Origin of the sequence: Gordonia heveisoli (genome assembly GCF_030315745.1) — a bacterium.
Taxonomy (GTDB): Bacteria; Actinomycetota; Actinomycetes; order Mycobacteriales; family Mycobacteriaceae; genus Gordonia.
Map to the genome: position 1 here is coordinate 343,730 of NZ_JASXSH010000001.1, position 13,248 is coordinate 356,977.

Sequence of the window (13,248 nt, forward strand, 5' to 3'; positions counted from 1 at the left end):
CCACACCGGATCACACTGTGATCCAGCTTACCCATGCACCCAGGAGGTCACGGTGTCCCCGATGTCCGGAACCGAAGCAGCCATCACGCCCACCGAAGCGGTCACACGCTGGCTGGAGATCTACGGCGCACCCGATGCGAACGCCGCCGACCTTCTCGTCGACCGGCACGACCCGGCCGCGGTCGCCTTCACCACCATCGCGGTCGCCGACGATCAGCGTCCCGACGACGCCGCGGAACTGGTCGTCACCGAGGTGACCTACGGCGAACTCGCGGACGCCTCCAAGCGATTCGCCTCCGCGCTGGCCGACCTCGGCGTCGGGCGCGGCGACCGGGTGGGCGTACTGATGGGCAAGCGCACCGAGCTCGTGGTGTCCCTGCTGGCGCTGGCCCGGCTGGGCGCTGTCTACATCCCGCTGTTCACGGCCTTCGCGACGCCCGCCATCGAGATGCGCCTGCGGTCGGGGGATGCGAGCGTCGTCATCACCGAACCAAGCCAGGCCGGCAAACTCGACGGCATCGACGGTCTCGTGCCGGTGGTCACCGGACGCAGCGGCGACGCCGCCGGTCTCGACCCCGCCATCCGGCGCTTCGGCGATCTCCTCGCCGCCGCCGAGCCGATCGCCGAATCGGTGTCCGTCGGTGGCGACGGCACGCTGATCCTGCTGTTCACCAGCGGGACGACCGGTGCGCCGAAGGGTGTCCCGGTACCGGTGAAGGCTCTCGCCGCCTTCGTGACCTATATGCGCTACGGACTCGACGTCTCGGCCGACGACGTCTTCTGGAATGCCGCCGATCCCGGATGGGCCTACGGCCTCTACTACGGCATCGTCGGCCCGCTGGCCATCGGACGACGAAACCTGTTGCTGCAGTCCGGTTTCTCCCCGGACCTGACCGCACGAATCCTGACCGACCTCGGCGTCACCAACTTCGCCGCGGCGCCCACCGTCTACCGGTCGCTGAGCAAGGATCCGCGTTTCGCCGGCTTCTCGCTGCGCCGCGCCTCGTCGGCGGGGGAACCCCTCACCCCGGACGTCATCGAGTGGGCGGTCGGCGCACTCGGCACCGAGGTCCGCGACCACTACGGGCAGACCGAGCACGGGATGTTCATCAACAATCACTGGCATGAGGATGTGCGCAGGCCGCTGATCCCCGGATCCATGGGTACCCCGATGCCCGGTTTCGCGGCGGGCATCGTCGACGGTCAGATCGCCATCGAGGTGGCGGCCAGCCCCGCGCTGTGGTTCACCGGGTACCTCGACGCCCCCGACAAGACCGCCGCGCGCTTCACCCCCGACGGTCACTGGTACCTCACCGGCGACACCGGCCGCGTGGACGAGACGGACCACTTCTACTTCACCGCCCGCGACGACGACGTGATCATCATGGCCGGCTATCGGATCGGCCCCTTCGACGTGGAAAGCGTCCTGATCACCCACCCCGGCGTCGTCGACGTCGCGGTGGTCGGGCGGCCCGACGAACTTCGCGGTGAGGTGATCGAGGCCTTCGTCGTGCTGGCCGACGGTATCGCGGGCACCGACGACCTGGAACGCGAGCTGCAACAGCTGGTCAAGACCCGCTTCGCCGCGCACGCCTACCCGCGCACGGTGCACTTCGTCGAGGCGCTGCCCAAAACCCCGAGCGGCAAGATCCAGCGGTTCATCCTGCGCCAGGACTGACGCGTCGGCGAGGGAGCACGAACATCTTCGGGTAATGCGGACCGAAGTTGTCCTCGATAGGTCGTAGCTTGGGGTCATCTCGACAACACCCCCTTCCGACGACGAGGAGTCCCCATGTCCACCTACACCGAGATCACGCTGCCCTTTGAGGTCACCGGCGAGAAGAAGGATCTGCTGACGCTGCTCGCCGACCAGCGGGCCCTGGTGCGGATCACGGCCCGCAACCTGACCGACGAGCAGGCCCGACAGCGGACGACGGTGAGCGAGCTGAGCCTCGGCGGGCTCATCAAACATCTCGCCTGGGGTGAGATCAACACACTCAAGGTCCTCACCGAACGCGACGAGAACGCCGAACTCGACATGGCCGCGCTGTCGCACAACTACGAGCTGCTGCCGGAGGAAACCCTGCAGGACTGGCTGGACGAGTACGAGCGGGCGGCCGCCGAACTCGACGCCTATATCGCCGGCCTGGACAACCTCGACGACCTCATCCCGCAGCCGACGGCGCCGTGGGCTCCGGAACGGCAGTGGTACACCGTCCGGACGATGATGCTCGGCAAGCTCCGTGAGACGGCGCACCACTCCGGGCACGCCGACATCATCCGGGAGGCCCTGGACGGACAGTCCACCATGGCCGCGATCTCCGAGGGCCAGTCGTGGGCCGACGACGTCGCGGCGTTGTCGGCGGACTCCTGAATCGAGGTACCGGAGGCCGGGTTCTGTGATCGCGTTCACATTCGCATCGGGTTGATGCATGATGACAGAATCCGGCCCGAAGGCCCGTCGGGGGCAGTCGGGCGCCGCATCCCGATCCGCCGGAGGTCCCGCGTGACCGACGAAATACCGCCGCCCACCCGCGATGCCGAGGAAGCCGGCGCTGCCGACGCGATGCTCGACGTCATCATCATCGGCGCCGGGCTATCCGGCATCGATTGCGCCTACCGGCTGCGGGAGCAGAATCCGGACGCCGACTACCTCATCCTGGAGCGTCGCACGGGTATCGGCGGGACGTGGGATCTGTTCCGCTATCCGGGGGTCCGGTCCGACAGCGACATCTACACACTCAGCTATCCGTTCGAGCCCTGGCGCAAACCGCAGGCGCTGGCCGACGGTACCGATATCCGCCACTACATCGAGCACACCGCCCGCAAGTTTCGTATCGATGAGCGGATCCGCTTCTCCCACAAGGTGATCAGCGCGGACTGGGATTCCGCCACGGACACCTGGACACTGACCGTGGAGGACGGCGGCGAATCCGGCACGGACACCAGCCGCACCCGGACCTACCGCAGCCGGTTCGTCGTGTTCGCGACCGGCTACTACGACTACGACAATCCGCACACCCCACGATTCGCCGGGTCCGACGAGTTCACCGGCCAGATCGTGCATCCGCAGCACTGGCCCGAGAATCTCGACTACGCCGGCAAGAACGTCGTCGTCATCGGCAGCGGCGCAACCGCGGTCAGCCTGATCCCGGCGCTGGCCCGCACCGCCGGGCAGGTGACCATGCTGCAGCGGTCACCGTCGTACATCTTCTCCTCCAAGCAGAAGCAGTACTTCGCACCGATAGCCCGAAAAGTACTCTCCGCCAATGCTGCTCATCAGGTCATCCGGACCCGATACGCACTGCAGACCTCCGCCCTGGTACACCTGACGCACCGCTTCCCCCGGCTGGGACGAAAGTTGCTCCTCAGCAGCGTCACCAGCAACCTGCCCGACGACTACCCCATCGACGTGCATTTCACCCCGACCTACAACCCCTGGGATCAGCGGATGTGCATGGTCCCCGACGCCGACCTTTTCGACGCGATCAACTCCGGTGCGGTGGAGATGGTCACCGACCATATCGACCGCTTCGACGCCGACGGAATCGCACTGACCTCCGGCCGCCACCTCGACGCCGACATCATCGTCACCGCAACCGGTTTGCAGCTACTCGGCTTCGGCGGCACGCGCATTCGCGTCGACGGCGCCGAGGTGAAGCCGCACGACCGGTTCGTGTTCAAGAGCCATCTCCTCGAAGATGTGCCCAACCTCGCGTGGTCAGTTGGCTACACCAACGCCTCGTGGACCCTGCGTGCGGATATGACCGCCCGCTCGGTGTCGGCGCTGATCCGGCACATGCGCGAGCATGGCTACACCCACGCCTATCCGCACTTGGGTTCGGAGACGATGGGATCGCGACCGCTCTGGGATCTCAAGGCTGGATACGTCGAGCGCAGCCCCGACGCGTTGCCCAAGTCGGGTACCCGAGGTCACTGGCAGGTCCGGCACAACTATTACCGCGATGCGATCGACCATCGCTTCGGCGACGTGACCGACTCGCTCGTCTTCGGCCGCGTCTGACGGATCGGCGACCCACCACCGGCCACCGATCGCACGTATCCGGCCGAACGTGTAGTCCGATCGGGTGGATTTGTCCGAATTCCCCCGTGATCGCGTCAATCGGGTTGCTCTGGTGGTGCCCTACGCCGACGATAAGTGCGCCGACGATAAGTGCGACCGCGCCGGTCGGGCAACACCGAGGAGTTGGACCCACCATGACGCAGGACGAGACGAGCGCCGCGATCACCGAGATCATCCCGGGTGCACGCGGACGACGCGCCCTCACCATCGCGCTCGCCACGGTGATCGTCGTGCTGGCACTCCTGCTCGCCGGCGGCGTCGTGCTGGTGACCAAGGCCCGCCAGGGCGAGGTCGAGATACCCGGTATCACCCTCACCGCCGCGGACGACCCGGGCGTCGGCGCTTTCACCGAACCGGTTGTCGCGGGCACACCGTCAGGCCTGTCGACGGTGCAACTGTCAGCTCAACTCGGTGTCCCCGACCAGGGCACCGTACTGGTCAACGGCACCGACGCCGGACTGTATGCGACGACAGGCTCGGCCGCCTGCGACACCCCCGGGCTGGGCCGCCTGCTTACCGCCGATCAGGCGCTCGGCACCGCCTGGGGCGGTGTCTTCGGCATCCGCTCGGAATCGATTCCCTACTACCTCGACACCCTGTCCCCCGTCCTGCTCACCACCGATACGTGGGTCACCGACCACCGGTATCTCGACGGCTCCGCACGGCCGCATCAGGCGATCCTCCAAACGGGCACCGCGGTGCTCGTCGACGCGATCGGTGTACCCCGCGTGCGTTGCATCGGCGGTAGCCCACTCGCACCCCCCGCCGACGCACCCGTCGGCGGCTACGAGGTCAACGGTGACCGCTGGCCGGAGTACAACACCCGCAAGGTCACCCGGGTCACATATCAGGAGCGGCGGGTACCGGCTGCCCCGCGGCCCGCCGGCGGCGTCGTGACACCCGCACCGGCCCCGGCGCCCGCACCAGGATTCCTGCCCACCCTCCAGGTGCTCGACCTACTGCACCACACCCTCGTCCCGCATCGTGTCGGTGGCACGCTCGATCTGCGCAGGCAGCCGCTGCTGCGCGAGCCGCTGCCGACGCCGGCCGCACTCAACCGGCCATATGTGCCCGCCAACGCCGACGATGCCCGCCAGAACGGTCTGGCCCGTCCCGGCAGCCCGGCACCCGCCCCGGACGTCACCAAGCGTGCCGATGAACAGCGGGGCATCCCACGCAATGCGCCCGATGCGGCGGAACGGTCGGCCGAACCGGTGCCCGCCGATCTACTGACTCCGCCGCGCGCTCCGCACCAGCCGCGGCCCGCGGACCGGGGCGGACAGTCGCCGTCGGCGACCTCGACCACCGCCCCTCGGCCGTCGACCCAACAGCCGTCGACCCAACGTCCGGCGGGCCCACCCGCCGAGCCGTCGCCTCCTGCCTCCCCGGCGACCCCTACCGCCACGCCTCCGCAGCGTTCGGTCGCACCTGAGGTCCCGGCGACCACCGGCCGTCCGACACCGCCGCAGGCCTCCCCGACATCGCCGCAGGCTTCCCCGACACCAGAGTCGCCGGCGTCACCGCAGCCGCCGGCGACCGTGGAACCACCGGCTCCTCGGGAACGGCCCGCCGCGCCCCCGACGACGATCACCAAACCCGCGCCGGTGATCCCCAGGGTGATCCCGAAACCACAACCGCAACCTGAGCCCGAGCCCGAGCCGACCACCGTGACCACCACGCCCGCGGCGTGACCACTGGCCCAGGTCGGTCGGTTCGGATGATCAGCGTGCCGCGGTCGCCGACACCTCGGCGTCGTCGCGGGTCGCCCCGCGGCCGAAACGCAGGAAACGGTCGACGATGTCGCCCTTACGCAGGCGTTTGCGGTCCTCGAAGTAGCTCATCGACATCGTCCACGGCCCGTCGACACCCTGCTTGGGCAGATCGGCGAGTGATCGCTGCACGTAACCGGCACCGAAGGCGAGTGCGGGGCGGGTCGCCATGCCGGGGTCGCGCTGCGGTGTCACCGACCGGTACCCGTGCGCATCCATGTGGTCGAGCAGCTTGCAGAAGTATTCGCACAGCAGCCCGACCTTGAGGGTCCACGACGAGTTCGTATAGCCGATCGCCATCGCGAAATTCGGTACACCGTCGAGCATGATCCCGCGGTAGATCACGTGGTCGGGCAGATTCACCGGGTCGCCGTCGACGTCGAGCGCCACGCCGCCGAGGAGCCGCAGGTTGAGTCCGGTGGCGGTGACGATGATGTCGGCCTCGAGCTCCCGACCGCTCTCCAGCAGAAGGCCCTTCTCGGTGAAGGTCGCAATGCGATCGGTGACGACCGACGCTTTGCCGCTCCGGATGGTGCGGAACATGTCACCGTCGGGGACGAAGCAGAGCCGCTGATCCCACGGATCGTACGGCGGGTTGAAATGCTCGTCGACGGGAAAGTCGTCGGACAGGAACTTGGCGTTGACACCCCGGATCATCTTGCGGGCGGCCTTCGGGAAGCGCTGACAGAACTCGAACAGCAAACGCTGCTGAAGGATGTTCTTCCCGCGGGCGAGCACATATCCACGTTCGTCTCCGAGGTACTTGCGGGCCGCGTTAGCCAGTGCATCCTCGCGCGGAATGGGCAACACATAACTGGGCGTCCGCTGCAGCATGGTGACATGTTCGGCCTGTTCGGCGAGCGCCGGCAATAGTGTGACTGCCGTTGCGCCACTACCGATCACGACGATCCTCTGCCCGGCGTAGTCCAGATCCTCGGGCCAATGCTGGGGATGGATGACCGGGCCTGGGAACCGGTCGACGCCGACGAAGTCGGGCGTGTATCCCTCGTCGTAGCGGTAGTAGCCCGACCCGGCGAAGATCCAGCCGGCGAGGATGGTGCTGCGCCGGCCCGTTTCGGTGTGTTCGATCTGCACCGTCCACTGCGATGTCGCCGACGACCAGGACGCCGAGACCACCCGCTGGCGATACCGGATCTGCTCGGTGAGGCCGTTCTCCTCGATGGTCTCGTGGAGGTAGGCGAGGATGCGGTCGGCGTCGGCGATGGCCTGCTCGTCGCGCCACGGTTTGAACTCGTAGCCGAAGGTGAGCAGATCGCTGTCCGAGCGGATCCCGGGATAGCGGAAGAGATCCCAGGTACCGCCGGCCGCGTCCCTGGCCTCGATGATGGTGAACGTCTTCGACGGCAACTCGGTGTGCAGGTATCGCGCCGCGCCGATGCCGGAGATGCCGGCACCGATGATCAGCACGTCCACCGTCGTGGGCGGGGTTTCGTGGGAGGGCAGGTCGCCGATGGTCGACTCTGACGGGGTCACGTGGGTCACGGATCGATCTCCTCACCAACGGTGGTCGTAGTACATCTCCAGGATGTCGCGCGACCCGGTCCTCGCGCCAGCATTCCTCGCCGCTAATTCACGCCGATCGCCGGACTATCTGTCAGTCGAAGGTGAGAATGCACCATTTCCCGGCGTCCTTCTTGAGCGCCACCTTGACCGACGACGCGCGTGGACTCGAGTCCGAACCGCCCAGCGAGACGCGCGTCGTCATCTGGGCTTCGGCACGATCGCCGTTCACGGTCACGTTGTCCACCGTGAGTTCGATCTTCACCTGCGGGGCCGTCCCGGTCCCATCGGTGTCGACGATCTCCTTCTGGAGCTTCTTACTCTCGGCGCACACATGTTTGCTCGCCGACGCGTAGTCCTGATTGGTGACGTCCTTGGCGAAGGCCTCGGCCGTGGCCTTGGCCGAACCGCCTGCCGATTCCTCGTCGTCCCCACCGGTCACCAGCACGACGGTCACCACCACGGCGGCGATCACGACGATGACCGCGAGCACCGACAGCACGATCGCCATCGTCCGCGACTTCCGCGGCGGCGACCCGAACTGTGGGCCACCCGGATACTGTGGGCCACCCGAATACTGGGGACCACCTGAGTACTGGGGACCACCTGAGTACTGGGGACCAGGCTGGTTCTGGCCACCCGAATACTGGGGTCCACCCGAATACTGGGGTCCGGGTCGGTTCTGGGGTCCACCTGGGTATTGGGGTCCGCCCGGGTATTGGGGTCCACCCGGATACTGGCCCGGCCCTCCGGGTGGCTGCTGCCCCCACTGTCCGTTCCGTGGATCCGTCATCGTGCGCTCCCGCTCATCAGTTCCGCTTCGCCGCCGGTAGCAGCGCTGACCCGCATCGTATCGCGCACTGCCACCGATCGACCCTCGTCGGCGGCCGGGCGGTCATTCAGGCAACCGGTCACCGCCATGCACATCCAGCGGCCACTCGCAGTGCGAGCTGACGTCGCGAACATCACAGGGTGATCCCGGGCTGATCTGGCGCGGAACGGTTTACAGCCGCGGCAGCCGCACCCAGAATCAACGCCATGTCACGGAGTCGGGGGACCCGCGAGGTCTCGTCATTGATTGCTGCTGTCGTCGCGCTCAGCGCCGCGGGTCTCATCGGGCTCGGCGCCGGCGTCGCCCACGCCGAAGGTGATTCATCCGGCGGCGGTGGCGGCTCCAGTTCAGCGGACTCGGGATCTGATTCCCGAGAGGGCTCGGATTTGGGCTCGGATTCGGGTTCGGGCTCGGATTCCGACTCTGGCGACAACGGCTCGCCCAGCGGAGATTCCGCAGATTCGGGCGGCTCAGATTCGGGTGGCTCAGATTCGGGTGGCTCGGATTCGGGTGGCACGGGATCGGATTCGACCGGCGGCGATTCCACCGACGGCGATTCCACGGACGGCGGATCCGCGGAATCGGCACCGGACTCGACGGACACCGCAACCGAAGGCACCGATGACGGCTCCACCGGGCCGACACCGGATACCAGCACACCCGATGCCGGCACCACACCGGAACCGGATCCGGCCAGACCGGTGACCGGGACCGACGAGCAGTCACCGGTCGACGTGCGGCCCGGCAACCCAGCGGCCGAGCCAGACCCGACGAACGACCGCCCCGCACCGGCTGACGAATCCGGGTCCGGCGAACCGCACACCGATTCGACCGATACCGATGATGCCCACCCTGTCACGGCACCGTCACCAGCCGCAGCGACCACCGAATCCGACTCCCCCGCCGACGATCTCACCATCTCCGACGGCGCAGCCGACACCGCGAACACGGAAGCGCCCCCCACTGCCCTCGACGAAGTCGCGTCGCTGACGGCGGCCAGTGATGCCGTTGACGCACCTGCGATCGCCACCACCGGCACGGAGGCCGGCGGCTCAGCGGCCACCCTTCTCCTCGCCCAGAACTCGCTGCTCGGCCTGGGCCTGACCCGCACCGCGTCGGCCAGCACGCCCACCCTCTTCGGCAAGGCCATTCCGGTCCTGCCGTCGTTTCCCTGGCGTCTCGACGACGCGGAGTGGGAACAGGAATGGGAGGCGTTCAACTCGTCGATCGTCGTCTGGGTACCCGGCGTCGGCAACACGATGGCCACCATCAGCACGGTCATCGACGTCTATCAGTTCGCGACCGCGATCAACGCGCGCGACCGCGCCGAGATCGCCGACGAGATCGGGGATGTGACCGGCGATCTGGTTGCCACCCAATACACTCCGGCGGTCGGCAATCAGGTCCGGGACCTGGTGCACACTTACGTCGCCGACACCGTCGCCGGATGGATCATCGGGATCATCGGCACCACCGCGAGGGCCGCATAGCCATCCTGGTCATCGGGCGCGGATACGTTCGGCCAGTTCGGCCCGATCCTCGACGTCGAGCTTCATACAGGCGCGATAGACATGTCCCTCGACGGTCCGCGTCGACAACGAGAGCCGTTCGCCGATCTCCCGGTTCGACAGACCGGCGGTGACGAGGTTGGCAATCTCGCGTTCACGTGCGGTGAGCGGCAACGGGTCTGCCATGGCGACGAGTGCGGGGGTGGCGATACCGCCACATTCACTGGCCAGCCGGTGTGCGAGTCCGGCGGTGCGCGTCGCCGACTTCGCGTCACCCGCGGCGCTGTAGCCGCTCGACGCCTGGGCCGCGGCATCGGTTGCCGAGGCCAGCGCCCCGAGGGATTCGAAGTCGTGCGCGCACTCCTCCAGTGCTGACGCGTCGCCGGTGGCCACCGCCCTCGCGTGGCGCACGTAGAGTCCGACGAGTTCACCGTCGAGGCAGGGTTCGAGGTCGACGAGTTCGGCGGCGGCATCGGTGTCGCCGAGACGAGCCGCTGCATGTAACGCCTCGGCCGCGATCATTCGCTGGGACAGGGCGGCGGCCGCCGACGCCGCATCGTGTGCCAGCGAAATCGCCTCCGCTATCTGCCCCTCGGCGGCAGCCACCCAGACCTCACTCGACCGCAGCGGCGGATCGAACAGGGCGATATGGGGTCGAAGATCGCCACGAACCTTATTCGCCAATGCCTTTGCCGCAGCCGCGTCACCCAGTTGTGCGTAGGTGGTGACGAGCGCGATGCGGGCGGGAAAGCTCCACGCGGACATGACATCGGAGGTGAGCGCGGCGACCGCCTCACGCAGACGCACGCGCGCCCCACCGAATCGCCCTTCGGCCACGTCGACGACACCGCGGAAGGTTTGTGCCATCCCCCACGCGAGATACTCACCCGGGGATGAGAATTGGGTGTACTCGTCGGCCAGTGCCCGTGCCGCGGTGAATCGACCCATGAACAGGTGCGCCTGCAACTCACCGAATACCGTCGAGAACTGGATCAGCCCGTCCATGCTCGCCGGAATCCGGACGCGGCGGGCGATGTCGAGGACGGCGGTCCCGTCTCCCATCAGCGCCAGCGATCGTTGCGCGGCGAAGGCCGCCCAGTAGGTCGCCGAGCCGATCGCATGTTCGTCGGCGAACACCTTGCGCGCAGTCTCGACCGCCCCCGGCAGATCGCCGGTATCCATCTTGCGGACCGCCTCGACGCCTTCGACGACCAAGACGAGTTCGGGGGTGGTGATCCGCTCACGCAGCAGGGCGAGGATCTCGTCTCCGCTCTCGCCGTCACCCTTGGCGAAGTAGAAGTTCGCGACTCGGGTGATTCCCCAGCGCAGGACGCCCACCTCGTCGAGGTCGGCGGGATCCAGTGCCGCCATGGTGTCCTCGACTTCGTCCGGTCTGCCCTGCCACAGCAATGCCCGCGACAGCAGGTCCGCACCGTCGATGCCGGCCCCACGCTCGAGAGCGGCACGGGCGAATCGTTCGGCGGCGGAGATGTCGGCCAAGCCGATCGCGCTGCGGGCCGCGTCGACCATGATCGCTCGATCGACCTCATGGTCGGCGTCGATGGCCAGTTCGGCCAACCTGATGCGGCCCGGCCCGGTCGACGGACGACCCCGGTCGGCGATCACCGCGACCAACTGCCCGCGCAACCGTCGCGCGCGCAGCCTCCCGATCCGGCTACGCACCACCTCACCGAGCAGCGGGTGGGCAAACCGCGCGAGTAGGTGGCGACCGTCCTGACCGATCCGGATGAGCCCTCGACGTTCGGCGTCTTCGACTTCGTCGTCACCGGCGATCCGCGTCAGCACGTCGACCTCGATGGGCTCACACACACTCATCAGGCTCAGCACATGCACGACAGAGTCGGGCAACGCGGCAATGCGCCCCTCCAGCAGGGCAGCGAATTCCGTTGTGACCGTGGCATTGCCGCGCAACTGCCAGATGCCTTTCACGAACCGGAGGCTCCCGGCCTCGCGAGCGCCGTCGATCAGGTGATGCAGGAACAGCGCGTTGCCCCCGGATGCCTTCCACATGAGGTCGGCCGACAAACCCTCCACCGGACCACCGAGAGACTGCTCCAGCATCGCAACGCTCTCCGCGCGGGTGAACGCGCCGAGCTCCAGCAGTTCGAGATACCGGTCCTTCCACAACGACACCACCGCGTCGGGAACCGTCTCCCCGCTGCGGCAGGTGGCGATGATCCGCGCGTCGCCGTCGAGTGCTAGTTGGTGAAGAAGCGTGGCCGACAACGGATCCAATAGGTGCGCATCATCGACGCCGAGGATCAGGTCGCCCGATCTGAGCAGCGATTCTCGTGCGGCCGAGAGGTATCCGACGGCGTCACGGGCGGTGGAGGGAGATACTACGGTGGCGAATGCGCCCAGCGGGATGGCGCGGGCGGATTCGCTGCCGACCACCCATCGCACATTGTCCAGTTCCCCGGTGACCGCCCGCGCCAGTGTGGTCTTGCCGACGCCGGCGGGGCCGGTCAGCACGATGCCACGACCGCGACCGTCGGGCTGAGTCAGCGCCCGACGGACAGCCTCGTATTCAACCGGACGCTCGATGATCGGCACGGAGTGCGACACCGGGTAATCGTACGGCCGCAATCCACCTGGTGGACGACCTTCCGGGCACCCGATGCGGTGCTAGATGAGCAGCAGCGGCAGGAACGCGAGGATGAAGATCAGGAAGATGGGGATGACCGTGAGTGCGATCATCGGACCCACACCGTTGTACGGCTGCCGACCAGGACCGATGGCACCCCTGCTGAAGGCGAACAACGGTGCCCGATATTCGAGACCCACAACCTGATTCGGGTTGACGCCGATCATGATGTCGGCCGGACCGACGCGGGTGGGCAGGAAGTAGGGCACGTGTACGTGAACACGGTGTTGCCCGACCGGAAGCGGGATCAGATTGTTCCCCCACTTCGGCGTCGGGAATCGCTGACCGTTGATCTCGATGCGCGGCTTGATGAAGAAGAAGATCCACATCAGTGGGAAGAACTCGGTGGTGAGGGCTAGTCCCTGCGGAGCGCCGACCGCGGGCTGCCCCACCGGATATCGCTGGACCCCGGGATAAGGCGCGGCGGGCGCCTGCGGCCCCGGGTAGCCCTGAGGTGCCGCCGGATATGCGGGAGTATTCGGGTATCCGGGTGCCGGATATGCCGGCCGCCCTGGCTGACTCGCCGGAGCATACGGGGCAGGCTGTCCTTGGCCGAATTGTCCGTAATGCGCCGGTTGTCCCTGCGGCGCGCCATACGGCGATTGTGGTGTGCTCACGGTGTCGGTCCCTCCCCGGAACGAATGTCTCGGGTGCACTGTAGCGGCTCTAAGCCCGGTCGGCCGCACAGGCGTCCGCCCTCCGGTCGATACTCGGTCGACTGAACGGCGGTCATGCGACGATGACCCCGCCGTCGGGGGAAACGGCGAGGTCATCGTCATGGAGCTCCGGCCACGGCAGGCGGCCGGAGGCTTCGGGTCGGCTTACTGCCAGACCCAGGTCCAACGGCGGTTGCGGTGATCCCAACGGCG

General features: G+C 67.4%; 9 protein-coding genes. 5 read left to right on the forward strand and 4 right to left on the reverse strand.

The features are described from left to right. The first annotated feature begins 61 nt into the window (after positions 1 to 61). The 4 genes from QSJ18_RS01545 to QSJ18_RS01560 all read left to right on the forward strand — a co-directional run bounded on the left by QSJ18_RS01545 (position 62) and on the right by QSJ18_RS01560 (position 5,775). Positions 62 to 1,678 (forward strand): AMP-binding protein, encoded by a 1,617-nt coding sequence (locus QSJ18_RS01545; protein ID WP_286324419.1) that lies wholly within the window; start codon positions 62 to 64, stop codon positions 1,676 to 1,678. A 114-nt stretch (positions 1,679 to 1,792) separates the two neighbouring features. After that, entirely contained in the window at positions 1,793 to 2,374 is a 582-nt protein-coding gene (locus QSJ18_RS01550; protein WP_286324420.1) for a DinB family protein, read from the forward strand. A 192-nt stretch (positions 2,375 to 2,566) separates the two neighbouring features. Beyond that, complete coding sequence (locus QSJ18_RS01555) at positions 2,567 to 4,024, forward strand: flavin-containing monooxygenase (protein ID WP_286324470.1); 1,458 nt, start codon at positions 2,567 to 2,569, stop codon at positions 4,022 to 4,024. Between the two features lie 194 nt (positions 4,025 to 4,218). Continuing rightward, the gene (locus QSJ18_RS01560) at positions 4,219 to 5,775 is read left to right on the forward strand and encodes a DUF6777 domain-containing protein (protein WP_286324421.1); all 1,557 of its coding nucleotides are present in this window, start codon (positions 4,219 to 4,221) and stop codon (positions 5,773 to 5,775) included. Positions 5,776 to 5,805: 30 nt separating this feature from the next. Here QSJ18_RS01560 and QSJ18_RS01565 read toward each other — a convergent pair whose 3' ends face one another. Continuing rightward, complete coding sequence (locus QSJ18_RS01565; RefSeq protein WP_286324471.1) at positions 5,806 to 7,317, reverse strand: flavin-containing monooxygenase; 1,512 nt, start codon at positions 7,315 to 7,317, stop codon at positions 5,806 to 5,808. Between the two features lie 151 nt (positions 7,318 to 7,468). Further along, a complete protein-coding gene (locus QSJ18_RS01570; RefSeq protein ID WP_286324422.1) occupies positions 7,469 to 7,885 on the reverse strand; it encodes an Rv0361 family membrane protein in 417 nt (138 codons plus the stop codon). A 527-nt stretch (positions 7,886 to 8,412) separates the two neighbouring features. Between QSJ18_RS01570 and QSJ18_RS01575 the strand changes: the two genes are divergently transcribed. Next, entirely contained in the window at positions 8,413 to 9,696 is a 1,284-nt protein-coding gene (locus tag QSJ18_RS01575) for a hypothetical protein (protein ID WP_286324424.1), read from the forward strand. Between the two features lie 9 nt (positions 9,697 to 9,705). Here QSJ18_RS01575 and QSJ18_RS01580 read toward each other — a convergent pair whose 3' ends face one another. Both QSJ18_RS01580 and QSJ18_RS01585 read right to left on the reverse strand, forming a co-directional pair. Continuing rightward, a complete protein-coding gene (locus QSJ18_RS01580; protein WP_286324425.1) occupies positions 9,706 to 12,300 on the reverse strand; it encodes a LuxR C-terminal-related transcriptional regulator in 2,595 nt (864 codons plus the stop codon). Between the two features lie 60 nt (positions 12,301 to 12,360). Then, positions 12,361 to 12,996 carry a hypothetical protein gene (locus tag QSJ18_RS01585; protein ID WP_286324426.1) on the reverse strand — a complete coding sequence of 212 codons (636 nt, stop codon included), beginning with the start codon at positions 12,994 to 12,996 and terminating at the stop codon, positions 12,361 to 12,363. Positions 12,997 to 13,248: the final 252 nt, after the last annotated feature.